The 19,367-nt window shown below is 67.5% G+C and carries 18 protein-coding genes; 4 read left to right on the forward strand and 14 right to left on the reverse strand.

What is annotated here, in order from left to right; genetic code table 11:
• Positions 1 to 217: 217 nt before the first annotated feature.
• Complete coding sequence (locus ACTPOE_RS07290; RefSeq protein WP_458871543.1) at positions 218 to 1,711, reverse strand: CoA-acylating methylmalonate-semialdehyde dehydrogenase; 1,494 nt, start codon at positions 1,709 to 1,711, stop codon at positions 218 to 220.
• A 74-nt stretch (positions 1,712 to 1,785) separates the two neighbouring features.
• Entirely contained in the window at positions 1,786 to 2,952 is a 1,167-nt protein-coding gene (locus ACTPOE_RS07295) for an ABC transporter substrate-binding protein (RefSeq protein WP_458872779.1), read from the reverse strand.
• 193 nt (positions 2,953 to 3,145) lie between these two features.
• Between ACTPOE_RS07295 and ACTPOE_RS07300 the strand changes: the two genes are divergently transcribed.
• Entirely contained in the window at positions 3,146 to 4,144 is a 999-nt protein-coding gene (locus ACTPOE_RS07300; RefSeq protein WP_458871544.1) for a LysR family transcriptional regulator, read from the forward strand.
• Positions 4,145 to 4,151: 7 nt separating this feature from the next.
• On the opposite strand, the gene lptF is transcribed toward ACTPOE_RS07300, so the two are convergent.
• On the reverse strand, positions 4,152 to 5,267 hold the full coding sequence (gene lptF / locus ACTPOE_RS07305) for an LPS export ABC transporter permease LptF (protein WP_458871545.1): 1,116 nt from the start codon (positions 5,265 to 5,267) through the stop codon (positions 4,152 to 4,154).
• 59 nt (positions 5,268 to 5,326) lie between these two features.
• Between lptF and ACTPOE_RS07310 the strand changes: the two genes are divergently transcribed.
• The 3 genes from ACTPOE_RS07310 to ACTPOE_RS07320 all read left to right on the forward strand — a co-directional run bounded on the left by ACTPOE_RS07310 (position 5,327) and on the right by ACTPOE_RS07320 (position 8,176).
• Positions 5,327 to 6,823, forward strand: a complete 1,497-nt coding sequence (locus ACTPOE_RS07310) for a leucyl aminopeptidase (protein WP_458871546.1) — start codon at positions 5,327 to 5,329, stop codon at positions 6,821 to 6,823.
• Between the two features lie 37 nt (positions 6,824 to 6,860).
• Entirely contained in the window at positions 6,861 to 7,322 is a 462-nt protein-coding gene (locus ACTPOE_RS07315; protein ID WP_458871547.1) for a DNA polymerase III subunit chi, read from the forward strand.
• Between the two features lie 152 nt (positions 7,323 to 7,474).
• On the forward strand, positions 7,475 to 8,176 hold the full coding sequence (locus tag ACTPOE_RS07320; protein WP_458871548.1) for a Bax inhibitor-1/YccA family protein: 702 nt from the start codon (positions 7,475 to 7,477) through the stop codon (positions 8,174 to 8,176).
• 209 nt (positions 8,177 to 8,385) lie between these two features.
• Here the strand turns inward: ACTPOE_RS07320 and rarD are convergent, their stop codons facing one another.
• The 11 genes from rarD to fabF form a co-directional block, all read right to left on the reverse strand.
• Complete coding sequence (rarD, locus tag ACTPOE_RS07325; protein WP_458871550.1) at positions 8,386 to 9,270, reverse strand: EamA family transporter RarD; 885 nt, start codon at positions 9,268 to 9,270, stop codon at positions 8,386 to 8,388.
• Positions 9,271 to 9,357: 87 nt separating this feature from the next.
• On the reverse strand, positions 9,358 to 9,951 hold the full coding sequence (recO, locus tag ACTPOE_RS07330) for a DNA repair protein RecO (protein ID WP_458871551.1): 594 nt from the start codon (positions 9,949 to 9,951) through the stop codon (positions 9,358 to 9,360).
• Positions 9,944 to 10,837: a GTPase Era gene (gene era, locus ACTPOE_RS07335; RefSeq protein WP_458871552.1), complete on the reverse strand. Its 894-nt coding sequence runs from the start codon at positions 10,835 to 10,837 to the stop codon at positions 9,944 to 9,946. Before era ends, recO begins: the two co-directional genes overlap by 8 nt.
• Positions 10,834 to 11,628, reverse strand: coding sequence for a ribonuclease III (gene rnc / locus ACTPOE_RS07340; protein WP_458871553.1), 795 nt, complete (start codon positions 11,626 to 11,628; stop codon positions 10,834 to 10,836). The genes era and rnc overlap by 4 nt, the downstream gene beginning before the upstream one ends.
• The gene (lepB, locus tag ACTPOE_RS07345) at positions 11,628 to 12,515 is read right to left on the reverse strand and encodes a signal peptidase I (RefSeq protein ID WP_458871555.1); all 888 of its coding nucleotides are present in this window, start codon (positions 12,513 to 12,515) and stop codon (positions 11,628 to 11,630) included. The genes rnc and lepB overlap by 1 nt, the downstream gene beginning before the upstream one ends.
• A gap of 24 nt (positions 12,516 to 12,539) precedes the next feature.
• A complete protein-coding gene (lepA, locus tag ACTPOE_RS07350) occupies positions 12,540 to 14,333 on the reverse strand; it encodes a translation elongation factor 4 (protein ID WP_458871556.1) in 1,794 nt (597 codons plus the stop codon).
• 92 nt (positions 14,334 to 14,425) lie between these two features.
• Positions 14,426 to 15,907 (reverse strand): Do family serine endopeptidase, encoded by a 1,482-nt coding sequence (locus ACTPOE_RS07355; RefSeq protein ID WP_458871557.1) that lies wholly within the window; start codon positions 15,905 to 15,907, stop codon positions 14,426 to 14,428.
• 26 nt (positions 15,908 to 15,933) lie between these two features.
• Positions 15,934 to 16,923 carry a MucB/RseB C-terminal domain-containing protein gene (locus ACTPOE_RS07360; RefSeq protein WP_458871558.1) on the reverse strand — a complete coding sequence of 330 codons (990 nt, stop codon included), beginning with the start codon at positions 16,921 to 16,923 and terminating at the stop codon, positions 15,934 to 15,936.
• Positions 16,923 to 17,426 carry a sigma-E factor negative regulatory protein gene (locus tag ACTPOE_RS07365; protein ID WP_458871559.1) on the reverse strand — a complete coding sequence of 168 codons (504 nt, stop codon included), beginning with the start codon at positions 17,424 to 17,426 and terminating at the stop codon, positions 16,923 to 16,925. Before ACTPOE_RS07365 ends, ACTPOE_RS07360 begins: the two co-directional genes overlap by 1 nt.
• Before the next feature lie 9 nt (positions 17,427 to 17,435).
• On the reverse strand, positions 17,436 to 18,035 hold the full coding sequence (gene rpoE, locus ACTPOE_RS07370; protein WP_458871560.1) for an RNA polymerase sigma factor RpoE: 600 nt from the start codon (positions 18,033 to 18,035) through the stop codon (positions 17,436 to 17,438).
• A gap of 22 nt (positions 18,036 to 18,057) precedes the next feature.
• Complete coding sequence (gene fabF / locus ACTPOE_RS07375; RefSeq protein ID WP_458871562.1) at positions 18,058 to 19,287, reverse strand: beta-ketoacyl-ACP synthase II; 1,230 nt, start codon at positions 19,285 to 19,287, stop codon at positions 18,058 to 18,060.
• Between the last annotated feature and the right edge of the window lie 80 nt (positions 19,288 to 19,367).

The raw sequence follows: 19,367 nt of genomic DNA on the forward strand, positions 1-19,367 counted from the left end.
GTTCAAGGATATCCTGGTCCGGCATCCTGGACCGCCTCGCCCGCCGGCGGGACGGCCGACGAGGCGCGGCGGGCCGCCGTCCCGCGCGGGGGGCGGCGATCCCGTGAAGAACTCCGGTCCGAGGGCCGGAGCTTCTCCGGCACCATACGGAGGAGCCTCCGGCACCGGGCAGGAATGACCTCGTCCTGACGGACGAGGCTTGCGCTTTGGCACGTGGTCACGCCATCGAGATCGTGGTGTTGATCTCGCGCGGGTGCGCCTGCCAGCGGGCGGTCACGGTCTTGGTCTGGGTCCAGAAGTAGATCGACTGGCGGCCGTTGGGGCCCAGGTCGCCCAGCTTCGAGGCGCGCGAGCCCGTGAAACTGAACCAGGCCACCGGCACCGGAATGGGGATGTTGATCCCGACCTGGCCGACGTCGATGTTGTTCTGGAAGTAGCGCGCATGGCCGCCGTCCTGCGTGAAGATCGAGGTGCCGTTGCCGTTCGGGTTGGCGTTGATGAATTCCACCGCCTCTTCCAGCGTGTCCACCAGCACCACCGACAGCACCGGCCCGAAGATTTCCTCGCGGTAGATGCTCATGCCGGACTTCACGCCGCCGAACACCGTCGGCCCGACGAAGTTGCCTTTCTCGTAGCCGGCGACCTTGACGCCGCGGCCGTCGAGCAGCAGTTCGGCGCCCTCTTCCACACCTTTCTGGATAAAGCCTTCGACGCGCTGCTTGGCGGCGGGCGAGATCAGCGGCCCCAGGTCCGCCTGGCGGTCGGTGCCGACGTTGATCTTCAGCTTGCGCGCACGCTCGACGAAGTCGGGCAGCCACTTCTGCGCCTCGCCCACCAGCACCAGCACGGAAATCGCCATGCAACGCTCGCCGGCTGCGCCGAAGGCGGCGCCCAGCATCGAGTTCAGGGCGGCCTCGCGGTCGGCGTCGGGCATGACGACACTGTGGTTCTTGGCGCCCATCATGGCCTGGCAGCGCTTGCCGGCGTTCGAGGAGCGGCGGTAGATCTCCGTGCCGACGCGGGTCGAGCCGATGAAGGACACGGCCTTGATGTCGGGATGGTCGCACAGGGCGTTGGCGACATCCGGACCGCCGTGCACCACATTCAGCACGCCCGGGGGCAGACCGGCCTCCAGGGCCAGCCGGGCCACCATCAGCGAGGCCGTGGGATCCTGTTCGGATGGCTTGTAGACGAAGGTGTTGCCGCAGGTCACGGCGATGGGGAACATCCAGCACGGCAGCATCACGGGGAAGTTGAAGGCCGTGATCCCGGCGCAGACGCCCAGGGGCTGGATGACCGAATAGACGTCGATGCCGGTGGCGGCGTTCTCGGCGTAGTCGCCCAGCTGCAGGGTATTGGCCGACACCGCATGGTCGACGCCTTCGAGGCCGCGCGCAACCTCGCCCTCGGCATCGGGCAGGGTCTTGCCGTGCTCGCGGGAAATGGCCTCGGCGATCTCCGGGGTGTGTTCCCGCAGCAGCTGGGCAAAGTCCGCCATGATCTGGCGGCGCTTGGCCTGGCTGGTGTTGCGCCAGGTCTTGAAGGCCTCCTTGGAATTGGCCACCGCCCGCTCGACTTCGGCGGGCGTGGCGAAAGGCACCCGGGCGACCACTTCCTGGGTCGCCGGATCGATGACGTCGCGCCATTCCTTGGTTTCGGACTGGACGAATTCCCCGCCGATCAGCAGCGGGACGCGTGGGATGTCGCTCATTAAAACCTCCTGGGTGAATTCGGTGGACGTCCGGTTCCGATGGGCGTCCGGTGGACATTCGATCGACGCGGGACTCAGTGCTTGACCAGCGGGCAGGCCGAGGCCGACAGGGGCTGGAAGGCGTCCTTGGCCGGAATGGTGGCCACCAGCTTGGACAGATCCCATTCACCCTTGGATTCGGCCGGCGTCTTGACCTCGTACAGGTACATGTCGTGGATCACCCGGCCGTCGGGGCGGATGGAGGCATTGTGCATGATCGGGTCCTGGATCGGAATCTCGCGCATCTTCGCCGCCACCACGCCGCCCTGAGTGGAACCGGTGGCCGCCACGGCCTTCAGGTAATGCAGCACGCTGGAATACACGCCGGCCTGCGTCATGGTCGGCTTCTTGCCCTGGTAGGCCCGGGCGAAGCGGTCGGACCAGGTGCGCGAGGCGTCGTCGAAATCCCAGTAGAAGCCGTCCACGTAGCTCAGACCCTGAGCGTTTTCCAGGCCCAGCGCACGCAGGTCGGACAGGAACACCAGCAGGGACGCCAGGCGCTGGCCGCCCTTGACGATGCCGAATTCGCGCGCCTGCTTGATCGCGTTGACGGTGTCCTGGCCGCCGTTGGCCAGGGCCACGACCTGGGCGCCGGAACTCTGCGCCTGCAGCAGGTAGGAAGCGAAGTCGGGCGCGTTCAGCGGATGCGGGACGGACCCCTCGACCGTGCCGCCCAGGGCCTTGACCATGTCGGAGGCGCCCTTCTCCAGGGAATGGCCGAAGGCATAGTCCACCGTGATGAAGAACCAGGACTTGCCGCCCTTGTCGAACATGGCCTTGACGCCGCCGATCGACTGGGAATACACGTCGAACATCCAGTGGAAGCCCACCGGGGAGCAGTTCTTGTTGGTCAGGTCCGTCGTGGCCGGGCCGGAGAACATCACGACCTTGTCCTTTTCACGGGCGATGTTCTGCACCGCCAGGGCCACCGCGGAATTGGTCAAGTCGGCGATCGCCGTCACCCCGTCGCGGTCGAACCATTCGCGGGCGCGCGCCGCCCCCACGTCCGCCTTGTTCTGGTTGTCGGCCGACACCAGGTCGATCTTCATGCCCTTGCACTCGGCCTTCAGGCAGTCGTCGATGGCCAGTTGCGCCGCCGCCACCGAACCCATGCCGCCCATGGACGCGTAGGTGCCCGACATGTCGGTCAGCACTCCGATCTTGACGGGCGGAGTCGCCGCCTGCGAAACAGGCATGGACATCGCGGCGGCGCACAACACGGCCGCCAGGGTGGGCGTGAATTTCTGCATGGTCTCGTCTCCGTTGTCGTTCAGACCCGCCCTCTGCGCGGCGGGATCGGGAGTCATTGCTCCCCGGCTCAGTTTAGTTGTGTAAAAAACTTATTACCATCAAAATATTTGCACATTCATTGACGATATTTGCACAAGGAAAATCATGGCCGACTGGGATGCGATCCGCTATTTCCTGGAAGTCGCCCGCACGCAGCGGGCCAGCGCCGCCGCCCAGCGCCTGGGGGTGCGGCACAGCACCGTGACGCGGCGCATCCGCGCGCTGGAGCAGGACCTGGGCGTGACACTGTTCGAGAAGTCCCGCGCCAGCGGCTACACCCCGACCGAGGAAGGCCTGCGCTTTTTCGCCCACGCCGAACAGGTGGAGAGCACCCTGCTGGCAGCCCGTGAATCCCTGTCCGGCGCCGCCCAGATGCCTTCGGGCCACCTGCGCATCGGCTCCACGGAAGGCTTCGGCAGCACGATCCTGACCCCCCTGATGGTGGACTTCCAGCGCCGCCACCCGGCGATGACGCTGGACATCATGCCGGTGCCGCGCTTCATCAGCCTGTCCAAGCGCGAAGCCGACATCGCCATCGCGCTCGAACGCCCCCAGCGCGGCCCCTACCTGTGCACCAAGCTGGCCGACTACAGCCTGCGGCTGTACGGCACCCGCGACTACCTGACCCGCCACACGCCGATCCGGCGCCAGGCCGACCTGGGCCGGCACACCTTCATCGGCTATGTGGACGAGCTGCTGTTCAGCGACCGGCTGCGCTACCTGGACGACCTGGTGCAGCCTTCGCGCGTGGTGTTCCGCAGCACCAGCGTGCTGGCCCAGTACCAGGCGACCCTGGGGGGCCAGGCGCTGGCGATCCTGCCCTGCTTCCTGGCGGCCCAGGACGAGCGCCTGGAGCCCGTGCTGGCCGACTCGATCCTGGTCACGCGCAGTTTCTGGATGTACTGCCACGAGGACCTGCGCCGCACGCGCCGCGTGATGGCATTGTGGGACTATCTGAAGCAGGCCGTGGCCTTGAACCGCGATTTGCTGCATGGCCGCGCCCGGGGGCTGCGCACCCCGGCCGGGGACTGGACGCCGTCCTACGCCGCCGGACGCCCGGCATCCGGCGCGGACCGCGCCGCACCGGCGGCGTCCACCGCCTGAACGGGCGTCAGGCCGGCCGGATCTTGCGGCGCCTGGGCTTGGGCATGCGCACCCGCCGCCACATCAGCCCCAGGCCCAAGGCCAGGAAGGCGGCGTGCACCAGCCACAGGCCGACACCGAAGGACAGCGCGCCGTTGGCGATCCAGCCGCGCGACAGGTTGATCAGGTTCATGTACAGCAGCGCCAGGAGGCCGGCGACCAGCAGGTCGCCCGAACGCCCCAGGCGTGGATTGACCGCCCCCAGCGGCAGGGCGATGAGCGCCAGGTTCAGGACCGCCAGCGGCAGCGACAGCCGCCACATCAGCTGGGACATGGATTCGGAGTCGCCCTGGGCGATCAGGTCCAGTGTCGGGCGCGCCTTGATCTGTTGCAGGGCCTGCTGGCGCCTGGTTTCCAGCGCCCCGGGGTCGGTGCGGCTTTCGATGCGCACGCCGTAGTGGTCGAAATCCAGCAGGCGCATTTCGGGCGAGCCCGGCTTCAGGTCGTAGCGATGCCCCGGCCCCAGCACCAGGAAGCGGTCCCCATTGGCCTCGGTGCGGATGGCGGCGCTTTCGGCCGTGACCACGCTGAGCCAGTCGGGCTCGATGATACGGGCCACCACCCGGCCCAGTTCATCGGCCGGCCGGGTGGGCGATTCGGCGAAGAAGACCCGCCGGCCGTCGTCGGTCTCGATGAACTGGCCGGCCGAGACCTTGGACAGATCGGAACGCTGCTCGAAACGCTGGCGGTATTCGGCGATCTGGCCGTAGGCCCAGGGCGAGGCGGACAAGGTCAGCACCGCCACCACGGCCGCCACCGGCAGGGCGAAGCGCATCACCGGCCGCAGCCACTGTCCCAGCGACAGGCCGCTGGCGAACCAGACGGACATCTCCGATTCCCGGTAGCTGCGCGTGACGGTGGTCAGCACCGCCACGAACAGGGTCACGGACAGGATCACCGGCAACGCGGTGATGCTGGAAAAAGCCGCCAGGCCCAGCACCACGTTGGCCCCGATGTCGCCATTGGCGGCCTCGCCCAGCAGACGCACGATCAGCACGCTCAGCCACACCACCAGCAGCGTGGAAAACACGATGCCCGCGTGGCTGGTGATCTCGGAAAAGACGGCGCGCTTGAACAATGACATGGGAAAATGCGGAATAATGGACCGTCTACTCCCGAATCCACCGGACCCAAGGAAAACGAATGGAATTTAGCACAACGACGTCGGCATCCCTGCACACGCTGAAAACCCAGGCCCTGGCCGTGGGCGTGTTCCTGGACGGCGTCCTGAGCCCCGCGGCCGACGCCCTGGACCAGGCGTCCAAGGGCGCGATCAGGGCCCTCGTCAAGGCGGAATTCGACGCCGCCCCCGGCGGCATCCTGACCCTGCACGCCCCCGCCGGCATCGCCGCCGAACGCGTCATTTTACTCGGCCTGGGCTCCCAGGACCGCCTTCTTGCGGCCACGCTGGCGCGCGCCCACGAGGCCCTGGCGGCCTACTGCGTGCGCGCCGGGCTGGGTCACGCGGTCTCCACCCTGTGCGCCCTGCCCTGCGCGGACGCCGACGTCGCCGATTGCGCCCGCGCGGCGGCCCGGCTGGCGAGCGCCGCCACCTACCGCTACGACACCACCTTCAGCAAGCCCAAACCCGCGGCCAAGCTGCGCTCCTTCATCCTGCACCTGGGCCGCGGCCAGGCCGCCCGCGCCCGCACGGGCCTGGACCAGGGCGCCGCCATCGGCGCGGGCATGAATCTGGCCCGCCTGCTGGGCGACCTGCCTCCCAACGTCTGCACCCCCACCTATCTGGGCAATACGGCACGCGGCCTGGCCAAGCAGTTCAAGACCCTGAAGGCCGAAGTCCTGGACCAGAAAAAGATCGAAGCCCTGAAGATGGGCTCCTTCCTGTCGGTGGCGCGCGGCTCGGCCGAACCTCCCGCCTTCATCGTCCTGCGCCACACTCCGGCCGGGGCCGCCGCCCGCAAGGCCGCCCCCATCGTGCTGGTCGGCAAAGGCATCACCTTCGACGCCGGCGGCATCTCGCTCAAGCCCGGCCCCGGCATGGACGAAATGAAATTCGACATGTGCGGCGCCGCCGGCGTGCTGGGCACGATGCGCGCCGTGGCCGAGCTGAACCTGCCACGCGAAGTCATCGGCATCGTTCCCAGTTGCGAAAACCTCCCCAGCGGCACGGCCAACAAACCCGGCGACATCGTCACCAGCATGTCGGGCCGCACCATCGAAATCCTCAATACCGACGCCGAAGGCCGCCTGATCCTGTGCGACGCCCTGACCTACGCGGAACGCTTCAAGCCCGCCGCGGTGATCGACGTCGCCACCCTGACCGGCGCCTGCGTGATTGCCCTGGGCCACGTCAACAGCGGCCTGTTCACCCAGGACGAGACCCTGGCGGCGGACCTGCTCGCGGCCGGCCGCCAGGCGCTGGATCCGGCCTGGCGCATGCCCCTGGAAGATACCTACCAGGATCTCCTGAAATCCAATTTCGCCGACATGGCCAACATCGGTGGCCGACCCGCCGGCTCGGTGACCGCCGCCTGCTTCCTGTCGCGCTTCACCGGCAAGTACCCCTGGGCGCACCTGGACATCGCCGGCACCGCCTGGCTCGAAGGCAAGCAGAAAGGCGCCACCGGCCGCCCCGTGCCCCTGCTGGTGAGCTACCTGCTGGGGCAGTGCCAGGCATGAGCGCGCCGGGCCGTCGCAAGCATGGGGACATGATCCGATGAGCCGGGTGGATTTCGCCTACGGCGCGGTCCACCGGCTGCGCATGGCCTGCGGCACGGCGGCGCGCCACGTCGGCGCGGGCCGCCGGCTGCTGGTGTACTGTACCGACGAACGCCGCCTGCGGCGCTTCGACGCCCTGCTCTGGGAATTCGAGCCGGCCAGCTTCATCCCGCACGCCCTGGCCGGCGATCCCCTGGCCGGCCAGGCCGACGTGCTCCTGGTGGCCGACGCCGCGACCCTGGCCGGCACGCCGCCCCTGGGCTGGCTGCTGAACCTGGACCTGGACTGCCCGCCACAGGCCGAACGCTTCGAACGCATCCTGGAAATCGTCTCCGGCCACGAGGCCGACATCCAGGCCGCCCGCAGGCGCTGGAGCCTGTACCAGCAGGCCGGCCACGACGTCCGGGGCCACCGCCTGCCAGCCGGCCACCCCGTCGCCGGGAACCATCGCGGCGCCTGAGTGTCCAATGATTCGAACCGCCATGCCGCGCCTGCCCGGGATAGCTCCGATCGATGTCTCTTTCACATGGACGACACCGTTCAGCTTGTTGTAAGATTGAAATGATTCCGGCCGCTGCCATGCACCGGCCCCACGCACCACAGGAAACCGCCATGTCCGACTTCCGCCACACCCTCCCCGACGCCGGCGCCTATGCCGCCCCGGCCGCCGCCCGCAACCGCGTCCTGCGCAACACCTACTGGCTGCTCGCGCTGTCGATGATTCCCACGGTCCTGGGGGCCGCCGCCGGCCTGGCCTTCGGCATGAACCAGGCCATGGCCACCAGCCCCGGCGTCAGCACGCTGGTGTTCCTGGTGGGCGCCATCGGCCTGATGTTCATGATCGAGCGCAACAAGAACTCCTCGCTGGGCGTCGCCCTGCTGCTGGGGTTCACGTTCTTCATGGGCCTGATGCTGTCGCGGCTGCTGGGCCACGTCCTGGGCCTGGGCAACGGCGCCCAGCTCATCATGCTGGCCTTCGGTGGCACGGCGGCGGTCTTCGGCACCATGGCCACCGTCGCCACCACCACCAAGCGCGACTTCACCCACCTGCAGAAATTCCTGTTCGTAGGCGTGGTGCTGCTGCTGGTCGCCATGGTGGCCAACATCTTCCTGCAGATCCCGGCCCTGATGCTGACCCTGTCGGTGCTGGCCATCGGCATCTTCTCCGCCTTCCTGCTGGTCGATCTGCAGCGTGTCGTCCAGGGCGGCGAAACCAACTACGTCTCCGCCACCCTGGCGGTCTACCTGGACCTGTACAACATCTTCACCAACCTGCTGATGCTGCTGGGCATCTTCGGTGGCAACCGCGAATGATTCCCCGACCGGGACACACGGAATGGCGGGCTTCGGCCCGCCGTTTTTTATCCGCGGTCGATTAAGAACGTCTTTTTACCGCCGGGCCGTCCCAAGGCAGAAAGCGCCCCCCGGGGGGATGAGCCCGGACGCGGGAAGTCCCCGCGGACTGGCCTGCGCCTGGCGCATCCGAGCGGCATGCGGGCCGCGAGATGGACGGCAAGCAAGCATCAGCTTGCGCAGCGCGGGGGCAATTTCCTTATCCCCTCCGCGGCCACCAGGCCCACCGCGATCCAGATCGGCACATAGGTCAGCCACTGCGCCGGGGCCACGGGCTCGCCCATCAGCAGGAACGCCACCCAGAACAGCAGCACGGGCTCCACGTAGCTCAGCAGCCCGAACAGGGACATGGGCAGCATCCGGCTGGCCGCCAGGTACATGGACAGCGATACCGCGCTCAGCAGGCCCAGCAGGGGCACCTGCAGGATCAGGCGCGGATGGGCGGCGAACAGGCGCATGGCCTCGGTCGCCTGCGCCTGCAGGATCACGATGGCCACCGGAAGCAGGAAAAACATGTCGAACCACAGGCTGGTGAGCGCGTCGACCCGCAGCCGCCGGCGCAACATGAAGTACGGCGGATAGCCCAGGGCGACCAGCAGCGTGGTCCAGGACACCGTCCCCAGCCGCCACCACTCGTGCCCGACGCCCAGGGCGGCGAACGCCACCGCCCAGGCCTGCCAGGCGCTGAGCCGCTCGCGATAGAACAGCCGCCCGACCAACACCATCACCAGCGGCAACAGGAAATAGCCCATGGACACGTTCAGCGCATGGCCGTGCAGCGGCGCCCAGACGAACAGCCACAGCTGCACCCCCAGCAGGGCCGAACACACGATCATCGCCGCCAGGAAACGGCTCCGGGAGAAATCCCGTGCGGCCTGACGCACCGCCCCCCAGCCGCGTGCCCGCTGCACCACCAGCGCCAGCATCGGCAGCCCCATCAGGATCCGCCAGGCGAACACGATATCGCCGTCGAAGGGCCGCATCAGCGTCGCATAGAAATACATGGCGGCGAACAGCGCCGAGGACGCCACCGACAGGAGGATGCCTTTTTTCATCGCCGGGCCGTCCCAAGATGAAAAGCGCCCCTCCTGGGCGGGCGGCAAGCCGCAGGCGCAGCGTGGGGGGTATTTTTCATGCGTGCTTCAATAGCGCTGCAGGTCCATCAGCACCTGGCGCGTGCGCAGTGGCACATCCAGCAGTTCGTCCAGACGTTCCCGCAGCGCCTGGCGCAGCGCCGGCTCGGCGCCAGCCAGGTCGAAATCCGGCATCGGCGCGTCCAGCCCGTAGCCGGCCTGCTCCAGCAGCAGCCACTCGAAGCGGCGCAGCGCGGCGGCGTGGGGACGGCCGCCCCGCGCGCCGGCCAGCGCGTCCAGCGCGGCCTCGTAGGCGTCGAACACGCCCGGATGCGGATCCTCGCGCGCCAGCAGGCGCAGGATCAGCTCGTTCATGTACCAGCCCGACATCATGGCCCGGCCGTCGAGCAGCCGGATCGGGCCGGACTCGGCGCGCGTCAATGTATGCACCTCGGCCGAGCCGGTCCAGGACAGCCAGAGCGGCTGGAAACCGACCAGCACCGGGCGCAGCGCCGAATAGGGACGCTTGGCGCCCTTGGCCACCAGCGCGACGCAGCCATGGTCGCGGGTGAAGGCCTGGACGATGAGGGAAGTTTCACGCCAGGGACTGGCATGCAGCACGTAGCCGCGCGCATCCAGGATGCGCTGGCCGCGTCTACTCATAGCCCAGTTCCCGCAGGGCAGCCTCGCGGTCCGACCAGCCCTTGCGGACCTTGATGTAGACGTCCAGGAAGACCGGCTTTTCCAACAACCGCACGATGTCCTGGCGGGCCTCGGTGGCAATGCGCTTCATGTGCTGGCCGCCCGCTCCCAGCAGGATGGGCCGGTGACTGTCGCGCTCGATCACGATGCAGGCCGCGATGCGCGCGCCTTCGGCGTTTTCTTCCCACTGCTCAATGACCACGGTGCAGCCGTAGGGCAGTTCGTCGCCCACCAGGCGGAAGATCTTTTCCCGGATCAGTTCGGCCGCCAGGAAGCGCAGCGGCCGGTCCGTCAGGGTGTCGGGCTCGAACAGGTGTTCACCCTCGGGCAGGTGGCGCGCGATCTCCTGGAGCAGGACCTCGAGCTGCACGTCGCGCAGCGCGCTGACCGGCACCACGGCCGCATAGGGGAATTGTTCCATCAGGCGCGACACGTAGGCGAACAGGGCGTTCTTGTCCTTGATCGCATCGACCTTGTTGACCGCCAGGATCACCGGCCTGTTCTTCGGCAGCAGCGGCACCACGCCGGCGTCGCCCGCCGACCATTTCCCGGCCTCGACCACATGGACCACGACGTCGACTTCCGCCAGGGCCTGGGTGACCACGCGATTCATCATGCGGTTCATGGCCCCGCCGTGACGCGTCTGGAAGCCGGGGGTGTCGACGAAGACGAACTGGTCCCGGTCGCGCGTCAGCACGCCGTGGATGCGGTGGCGGGTGGTCTGCGCCTTGCGCGAGACGATGGACAGCTTCGCCCCGACCAGGGCGTTGCCCAGTGTGGACTTGCCCACGTTGGGGCGTCCCACGATAGCGACGAAACCGCAACGACTGGGGCTGGGAGCGTTCATTTCTTGTCCTGAGTCTTCGGGTCCTGGGGCTTCGGGTCCTGGGGCTTGTCCTGAGCCACGGCCACGGGCAGGGACAGCTGCGCCGGCTTGCGACGGCGCGCCGGCCGGCGCGCCGGACCCAGGGATTCGATAGCGGCGATCGCCTGGCTGGCGGCGGCCTGCTCGGCCGCCCGCCGGCTGCCGCCGGAGGCCTGCGCCCGGACGCCGAGCGCCGGGATCTCGCACGCCACGTCGAACATCTGGTCGTGCGCCGCCCCCCGGGTGGCGACGACCTCGTAGTGCGGCAGGGGATGGCCGCGCCCCTGGACGAGCTCCTGCAGCAGGGTCTTGGGATCCTTGCCGAAGGTGCGCAGGTCGATGTGCGCCAGGATCGGACGGTACAGGCGTTCGATGACGCGGCTGATTTCCGGATAGCCTCCGTCCAGGTAGACGGCGCCGAAGACGGCTTCGAGCGCGTCGGCCAGGATCGAGGGCCGGCGGAAGCCGCCGCTCTTCAGCTCGCCCTCGCCCAGACGCAGGTGGGCCGACAGGGACAGGGTCTGGGCGATGTCGGCCAGAGCGGACTGCTTGACCAGGTTGGAGCGCACCCGCGACAGATCGCCCTCGTCCATTTCGGCGTGCTCGTCGAACAGCAGCGTGGAGACGATGAAATTCAGCACCGAGTCCCCCAGGAATTCCAGGCGCTCGTTGTGCGGCATGCCATGGCTGCGGTGGGTCAGTGCCCGCTCCAGCAGGCCCGGATCCCGGAAGCGATAGTCCAGAGCGGACTGCAGGGAATCCAGGGAGGCCATCACTCGAATCCGCCGATCCGGCTGGGCGAACCGAAGTTCATCCAGATGAAGAAGGCGCGCCCGACGATGTTGCGGTCCGGCACGAAGCCCCAGTAGCGGCTGTCCAGGCTGTTGTCGCGGTTGTCGCCCATCATGAAGTAATGGCCGGCCGGCACCGTGCAGCGCACCCCGTCGGGCAGGTAGGAACAGGCCTGGAAATCCGGGAAGCGCGTGATGGGCATCAAGTCCTGCGGCGCCTGGGTGTTGAGCAGGATGCGGTGCGACACATCGCCCAGCTGTTCCCGGTACTGCCCCACGTAGACCGCGCGGTCGGGCTCGTAGTAATCGCCGTCGCGGACGCGCTTGACCGGTTCGCCATTGACCGACAGGACCTTGCCGCGGTATTCGATCACATCGCCCGGCACTCCGACCACCCGCTTGATGTAGTCCACCGAGGGATCGACCGGGTAGCGGAAAACGACCACGTCGCCGCGCCGGGGCGAGCCCAGGTCGAGGACCTTGCGGTCGATCACCGGCAGGCGGATGCCGTAATCGTACTTGTTCACCAGAATCAGGTCGCCGTTTTCCAGGGTCGGCAGCATGGAGCCCGACGGGATCCGGAAGGGCTCGACCACGAAGGAACGCAGCACGAACACGAACAGGATCACCGGAAAGAAGCTGACGCAGTATTCCACCCACCAGGGCGGGCGGGCGGCCTGCTCGTAGATCTGGTCGCATTCGGTCTGCAAGGCGGAGGGATCGAGCCCGGCGGCGTTGTTGCGGCAGGCCTGCGAGGCCGCTTCGGCGCGGGCGCGGCGCCGGCCACGCAGGACCCCGACGTCCAGCAGCCAGACCAGGCCCGTCACGACCAGTGCGACGAACAGCAACAGGGCGAAATCCCAACTCATGCGGTATGTCCTTGCTTATCTTGCTTATTTGTCTTCGACCTGCAGGACGGCCAGGAAGGCCTCCTGCGGGATTTCCACGTTGCCGACCTGTTTCATGCGCTTCTTGCCGGCCTTCTGCTTTTCGAGCAGTTTCTTCTTGCGCGTGATGTCGCCGCCGTAGCACTTGGCCAGCACGTTCTTGCGCAGGGCCTTGACATTCTCGCGCGCGACGACCTCCGCCCCGATGGCGGCCTGGATGGCGATGTCGAACATCTGGCGCGGGATCAGGCCGCGCATGCGCGTGACCACGTCCCGTCCCCGGTGACGGGCATTGGCGCGGTGCACGATCATGGACAGGGCGTCGACCCGGTCGCCGTTGATCAGCAGATCCACGCGCACCACATCGGCGACGCGGTATTCCTTGAACTCGTAGTCCATGGACGCATAGCCGCGCGACACGGACTTCAGGCGATCGAAGAAGTCCAGCACGATCTCGGCCAGCGGGATCTCGTAGCGCAGGTGCACCTGGCGGCCGTGGTAGCTCATGTCCAGTTGCACGCCGCGCTTGGCCGTGCACAGCGACATCACCGGCCCCACATATTCCTGGGGCATGAACAGCGTCACGGTCATGACGGGTTCGCGGATTTCCTGGATGTGGCCGACCTCGGGCATGCGCGAGGGGCTGTCCACCATCAGCAGCGTACCGTCGCGGTGCAGGACCTCATAGACCACCGACGGCGCGGTGGTGATGATGTCCATGTCGAATTCGCGCTCCAGCCGTTCCTGGACGATGTCCATGTGCAGCAGCCCCAGGAAGCCGCAACGGAAGCCGAATCCCAGCGCCTGTGAGACCTCGGGCTCGAACATCAGCGAGGAATCGTTGAGCTTGAGCTTCTCCAGGGAATCGCGCAGTTGATCGTATTCGCTGGATTCGACCGGATAGACCCCGGCGAACACCTGCGGCTTGACTTCCTTGAAGCCCGGCAGGGGCACGGCGGCGGGCTTGCCGGCCAGCGTCAGGGTGTCGCCGACCTTGGCGTGTTCCAGTTCCTTGATGCCGGCGATGATGAAGCCGACCTCGCCGGCCGACAAGCGATCGCGCGGCTGGGACTTGGGCGTGAAGACGCCCAGTTGCTCGCACAGGTGGGTGGCGCCGGTCGCCATCAGCAGGATCTTGTCCTTGGGCCGCAGGGTGCCATTGACGATGCGCGCCAGCATCACCACGCCGACATAGTTGTCGAACCAGGAGTCGATGATCAGGGCCTGCAGCGGCGCATCGGGATCGCCTTGGGGCGGCGGTATCCGCGCCACGACGGCTTCGAGGATCTCGTCGATACCCAGGCCGGTCTTGGCGCTGGCCTGGATGGCGTCGGTGGCGTCGATGCCGATCACGTCCTCGATCTCGGCGGCGGCGGCATCCGGGTCGGCCGAAGGCAGGTCCATCTTGTTCAGGACCGGCACGACCTCGACGCCCAGTTCGATCGCGGTGTAGCAGTTGGCCACGGTCTGTGCCTCGACGCCCTGAGTGGAGTCCACCACCAGCAGCGCGCCCTCGCAGGCCGACAGCGAACGGCTGACCTCGTAGGAGAAGTCCACGTGGCCCGGAGTGTCGATCAGGTTCAGGGCATAGACGCGGCCATCGGCCGCCATGTAGCTCAGCGCCGCCGTCTGGGCCTTGATGGTGATGCCGCGCTCGCGCTCGATGTCCATCGAATCCAGGACCTGGGCTTCCATTTCGCGGTCCTGCAGGCCCCCGCAGCGCTGGATCAGGCGGTCGGCCAGGGTCGATTTGCCATGATCGATGTGCGCAATGATGGAAAAGTTGCGGATGTGGTCCATAGGAAGCCAGAAAGAAAAGAATGGAAAAGGGAACGCCGCAGGGCGTCCCCTTCTCGTTCAGGCCGTATTTTAGCTTTTTCCCGGGCGGGGGATCATTGGGGCTTGATGATCACCCACTGGGACTGCTGGTCGCGGCTGACCAGCAACACGGCCGGGCGGGATTTGTCCAGGCCCTTGACGATCTGGGCGTACTGCTTCGGGCTGGAGATGTCGGTGTCGTTGATCCGCAGGATCACGTCGCCCGGCTCGAGTCCGGCTTCCGCCGCCGCGCCCTCGGCCTGGTCGACCACCACGCCCTGGTCGCCGGCGTCGGCCGGCAAGGCCTTGACCTTCAGGCCCAGGCGGTCCGCGCTGTCACTGGAGGACGGCGCCTCGCCGCTCTGGACCGCGGCCTTGTCGTCGAGTTCGGCGACCGTGGTCTTGAGCTCCAGCGACTTGCCCTTGCGCCAGACCTGGATCGCGGCGTCGGTGCCCGGGCGGGTCGCCCCCACCAGGCGCGGCAGGTCGGTCATGTGCTTGATGGCCTGGCCGTTGAAGGCCGTGATCACGTCGCCCGGATGCACGCCGGCCTTGGCGGCCGGGCCATCGGCCTCGACACTGCTGACCAGGGCGCCCTGGCCCTTGTCCAGCCCCAGGGCCTTGGCGACGTCGTCCTGGACCTCGGTGATCTGCACGCCGATGCGGCCGCGGGTGACCTTGCCGTGGGCCTTGAGCTGCTCGACCACGCGCATGACCTCGTCGATGGGAATGGCCAGGGAAATGCCCATGAAGCCGCCGCTGCGAGAGACGATCTGGGAATTGATGCCGACCACTTGGCCCTGCAGGTTGATCAGCGGGCCGCCGGAATTCCCGGGATTGACGGCCACGTCGGTCTGGATGAACGGCAGGTAGTCGCCCGTGTCGCGGTTGATCGCGCTGACGATGCCGGCCGTGACGGTCGAGTCCAGGCCGAAGGGCGAGCCGATCGCCAGCACCCACTGGCCCTTGCGCAGCTTGTCCGAGTCGCCGACGGGGATCGGCTTGAGGCCGGAGGCCTCGATCTTGATCAGGGCGATGTCGGTGCGCGCGTCGGTGCCGATGACCTTGGCCTTGTATTCCTTGCCGTTGGTCATGGTGACGAAGATACCGTTGGAATTATCCACGACGTGGTTGTTCGTCAGGATGTAACCATCGCTGGAGATCACGAAGCCCGAGCCGATGCCGCGCGGCACCGTGCGCTCGCCCTGTGCCTGGGGCGGCTGCTTGGGGCGCGCGCGCGGGTTCTGGTTCTGCTGGCCGAAGCCGGGCGGCATGAAGTCCGGCCCGAAGAACCAGCGGAACAGCTCGGAGGGATCGCCATCCCCGGGCATCATGGGCGAGCGGCGAACCGGCACGGCCTCGGTGGTGCGGATGTTGACCACCGAGCCTTCGGTCTCGGCCACCACCTGGGTGAAATCGGGCAGCGCCGCGCTGGGGGCGGCCACCGCCTGCGCCTGGGCGGCGCCGATGGGCAGGGCGGTCGCCAGCGCCAGGCAAACGGCGGCGCTCGCCGCCGCGCGCGTCGCGGCGGCGGCATACGGCAGATGAAAAGCCATGGAATTCTCCTTGGAGGATACGAGGATCACTGGGCGGCCCGGGGCAGGTATTGCACCGCGTGGGCCAGGTCATGCACAGTCTGCGCGGGCACCTCGCCGACGGCGGTCAGCCAGTAGGAAGCCAGCCGCATGCGGTAGATGCTCATTGCGCCCTGTCGCAGGCCGCCCTGTCTGACGGTTTGATCGCGTTTCGGGTCAAAGGTTTCAATGAAGATCGAAATCGCCGCCAGACCATCGGACAGCACCAGTTGGTCCACCGTGTGGTCCGGCCCCATCTGGCGCGTCAGTTCGGCGATAGGCTGGAAGCCGGCGGGGGGCGTGAAGCGCCAGCCCCGCGCAGCCAGATTGGCCGGCTGGCTGGATTCCGTCCGCAGTTGCCAGTCGCGCGTATTCCAGCGCGAGGCCAGGGCCCCCGGGGGGATTTCGGCGCCGAAATGGACGCTGCTGAAGGCCACCTGATCCACCAGCCGGCCCTGGGCGTCCAGGGTCTGGCTCTTGAGCAGCAGATGGTTCTTCAGGTCGGTGCAGATCCGGTAGCTGTAGCGCAGGGTGTCGCGCGCCCGCAGTTCCGAGACGGTGCATTCGCGTCCCGCCACGCGGTAGGCGCGGTCCAGGGTCTTCCAGTCGTAGTGCTGGGCGATGGCCGCGTCCTCGCCCAGCAGCAACGCCGGGAAATGGTCGCTGTGCGCGGGCCGTATCACAATGAGCCTGTGCTCCGGCAGCAGGCACTGTTCCATGCCGTTCTGCCGCAGGCATTCCTGGGGGGAACCGTCCAGGACTTCCTGGCGTTCCCGCTCGCCGGTGCCGTCGACCTGGTGCACCAGATGCGTGGCCTGCAGCATGCGGCCCTGCTGGTAGACGGTGACGCCGGCATAGTCCAGGGTACGCGCGGCGGACTGGACTCGGCGCAGAAAAGCCAGCGGATCGGCCTCGGCCGCGCCGGCGACGGCGGCCCACGACAAGGCCAGGCCCAGGCACAACCCGACCTGGCGTGCGGTCCGTGCCCAGGCCGGCATCAGCGCGCCCCCATCCCGTCGTAGGAAACCTGGCGCACCGCTCCGGCGCCCGCCATCGACTGATGCGCGGCCATGTAGTCTGCCAGCTCCGGATCGGCGGCGTCCGGCTCGGCGGCCTGGGCCACGACCGGAGCGGCGGGCAGCGCATCCGGAGCGAAGAAAACGGGACGGGCCATCCAGACGACGGATGCCACGGCCGCGGCAACCGCCAGCCCCGACAGACCGTTGCGCACCAGGTGGCGCCGGGCCAGCGGCGACGGCGCGACGATCGGCGGTTCGGCCTCGAGGGCGGCCGACACGCGCACGTAGAAGCGGTCGGACGGGCGGATCGCAAGATCCGGGCTGCGCATGACGTCGCCGATCAGGTGATAGGTATCCCAGAGCTGGCGCCCGTAGGGCGTGTCGAGTTCTTCGGCTCGGACGTCGGCCTCGCCATCCACCCAGGAGGACACCGAGGCCTCCCAGGCACGTTCGGTCGCAGCGGAATCGGGTTTGGCGTTCATGACGGCTCCTTACCAGCGGTGTTCCGAATCGCGTTCCATGACCGGCCGCAGGCGGGCCGCGATGGCTTCGCGGGCGCGATAGATGCGCGAACGGACGGTGCCGATGGGACATTGCATGGTGCTGGCGATCTCTTCATAACTCATCCCTTCGATTTCCCGCAGCACGATCGCGACGCGCAGATCGTCCGGCAGTTCGTCGATGGCCTCGTTGACGGCCTGGGCGACCTGCCGGCTGGCCATCAACGATTCAGGGGTACTGTGATCGCTTAGGCCATCGATCTGATCAAAAGTTTCACCGTCCTCGTTTTCCAGGGGACTCACGGTGGCGGGCCGGCGGAAGCTGGCCGCCTGCCAGTTGCGGGCTGTGTTCAGAGCGATGCGATAGAGCCAGGTGTAAAAGGCGCTCTCGCCCCGGAACTGGGGCAGGGCGCGGTAAGCCTTGATGAAGGCCTCCTGGGCGACGTCCTCGACCTCGGCCGGGTCGTGGATCATGCGCGACAGCAGCCGCATGATCTTGCGCTGGTACTTGATCACCAGCAGATCGAAGGCGTGGCGCTCGCCGCGCCTGACGCGCTCGACCAGCGCGAGATCGACGTCGCGCTCGGTCATGCCGATGCTCCCGGTCGCGCGATCAGAGGCGCCCCACCAGCATCGAACCGTTGGTGCCGCCGAAACCGAAGGAATTGGACAGCGCCACGTCGATCTTCATGTCGCGCGCCTGGTTGGCGCAGTAGTCCAGGTCGCATTCGGGATCCTGGTTGAACAAATTGATGGTCGGGGGCGAGACCTGGCGGTGCACCGCCAGGGTCGTGAAGACCGCCTCGATGCCGCCCGCGGCGCCCAGCAGGTGCCCGGTCATGGACTTGGTGGAGTTCACCACCAGCTTGTATGCATGGTCGCCGAACGCCAGCTTGAGCGCCGCCGTCTCATTCTTGTCCCCCAGGGGGGTGGACGTGCCGTGGGCGTTCACGTAGCTGATCTGGTCGGGATTCACGCCGCTGTTGCGCAGGGCGTGCAGGATGCCCCGGCGCGGGCCGTCCTGGTCCGGACTGGTGATGTGGTGCGCGTCGGAGCTCATGCCGAAGCCCAGGAACTCAGCGTAGATCCGGGCGCCGCGGCGGCGCGCATGCTCATATTCTTCCAGGACCAGCACGCCGGCGCCTTCGCCCAGGACAAAGCCGTCGCGGTCGCGGTCCCAGGGACGCGAAGCGGTCTCGGGATCGTCGTTGCGGGTGGACAGCGCGCGCATCGCGGCGAAGCCGCCCATGCCCAGGGGGGACACGGAGCTTTCCGCGCCGCCCGCCACCATGATGTCGGCGTCGCCGTATTCGATCAGGCGCGCGGCGTCGCCGATGCAATGCAGGCCGGTCGTGCAGGCCGAGACCACGGCGTAGCTGGGTCCCTTCAGGCCCAGCATGATGGACAGCTGGCCCGAGATCAGGTTGATCAGCGAGGCCGGCACGAAGAACGGCGAGATGCGCCGTGCGCCGCGCTGCAGGTATTCGATCTGGGTTTCCTCGATGCGCGGCAGGCCGCCGATGCCAGAACCGATGATGGTGCCGACGCGGTCGGCGTCCTCGGCGGAGATGTCCAGGCCTGAATCGCGCCAGGCCTGGATACCGGCCGCCACGCCGTAATGGATGAAGGAATCCATCTGTTTGGCTTCCTTGGCGCCCATGTAATCAGTGACGTTGAAACCCTTGACCTCGCCCGCGATCTGGCTGTTGAGCACCGAGGCGTCGAAACGCGTCACCCGGCCGATGCCCGAACGCCCGTGGATGAGATTGTCCCAGGCGGTCTGGACATCGTTGCCCACGGGCGACACGATGCCCAATCCGGTTATGACGACACGTCGTTTCACTGACTCGGCTCCTGAGGCTGAAAAAAAACGAAAAAGGACCCCCACGCCGCGCGGGCTGTACCCGCTTGCTGCCCCCCGAG

Source organism: Castellaniella sp. WN, from assembly GCF_054457555.1.

Coding starts and splice junctions, on each gene's coding strand:
- ACTPOE_RS07290 (WP_458871543.1), bottom strand. CDS start 1,711: ATGAGCGACATCCCACGCGTCCCGCTGCTGATCGGCGGGGAATTCGTC.
- ACTPOE_RS07295 (WP_458872779.1), bottom strand. CDS start 2,952: ATGTCCATGCCTGTTTCGCAGGCGGCGACTCCGCCCGTCAAGATCGGA.
- ACTPOE_RS07300 (WP_458871544.1), top strand. CDS start 3,146: ATGGCCGACTGGGATGCGATCCGCTATTTCCTGGAAGTCGCCCGCACG.
- lptF (WP_458871545.1), bottom strand. CDS start 5,267: ATGTCATTGTTCAAGCGCGCCGTCTTTTCCGAGATCACCAGCCACGCG.
- ACTPOE_RS07310 (WP_458871546.1), top strand. CDS start 5,327: ATGGAATTTAGCACAACGACGTCGGCATCCCTGCACACGCTGAAAACC.
- ACTPOE_RS07315 (WP_458871547.1), top strand. CDS start 6,861: ATGAGCCGGGTGGATTTCGCCTACGGCGCGGTCCACCGGCTGCGCATG.
- ACTPOE_RS07320 (WP_458871548.1), top strand. CDS start 7,475: ATGTCCGACTTCCGCCACACCCTCCCCGACGCCGGCGCCTATGCCGCC.
- rarD (WP_458871550.1), bottom strand. CDS start 9,270: ATGAAAAAAGGCATCCTCCTGTCGGTGGCGTCCTCGGCGCTGTTCGCC.
- recO (WP_458871551.1), bottom strand. CDS start 9,951: ATGAGTAGACGCGGCCAGCGCATCCTGGATGCGCGCGGCTACGTGCTG.
- era (WP_458871552.1), bottom strand. CDS start 10,837: ATGAACGCTCCCAGCCCCAGTCGTTGCGGTTTCGTCGCTATCGTGGGA.
- rnc (WP_458871553.1), bottom strand. CDS start 11,628: ATGGCCTCCCTGGATTCCCTGCAGTCCGCTCTGGACTATCGCTTCCGG.
- lepB (WP_458871555.1), bottom strand. CDS start 12,515: ATGAGTTGGGATTTCGCCCTGTTGCTGTTCGTCGCACTGGTCGTGACG.
- lepA (WP_458871556.1), bottom strand. CDS start 14,333: ATGGACCACATCCGCAACTTTTCCATCATTGCGCACATCGATCATGGC.
- ACTPOE_RS07355 (WP_458871557.1), bottom strand. CDS start 15,907: ATGGCTTTTCATCTGCCGTATGCCGCCGCCGCGACGCGCGCGGCGGCG.
- ACTPOE_RS07360 (WP_458871558.1), bottom strand. CDS start 16,923: ATGCCGGCCTGGGCACGGACCGCACGCCAGGTCGGGTTGTGCCTGGGC.
- ACTPOE_RS07365 (WP_458871559.1), bottom strand. CDS start 17,426: ATGAACGCCAAACCCGATTCCGCTGCGACCGAACGTGCCTGGGAGGCC.
- rpoE (WP_458871560.1), bottom strand. CDS start 18,035: ATGACCGAGCGCGACGTCGATCTCGCGCTGGTCGAGCGCGTCAGGCGC.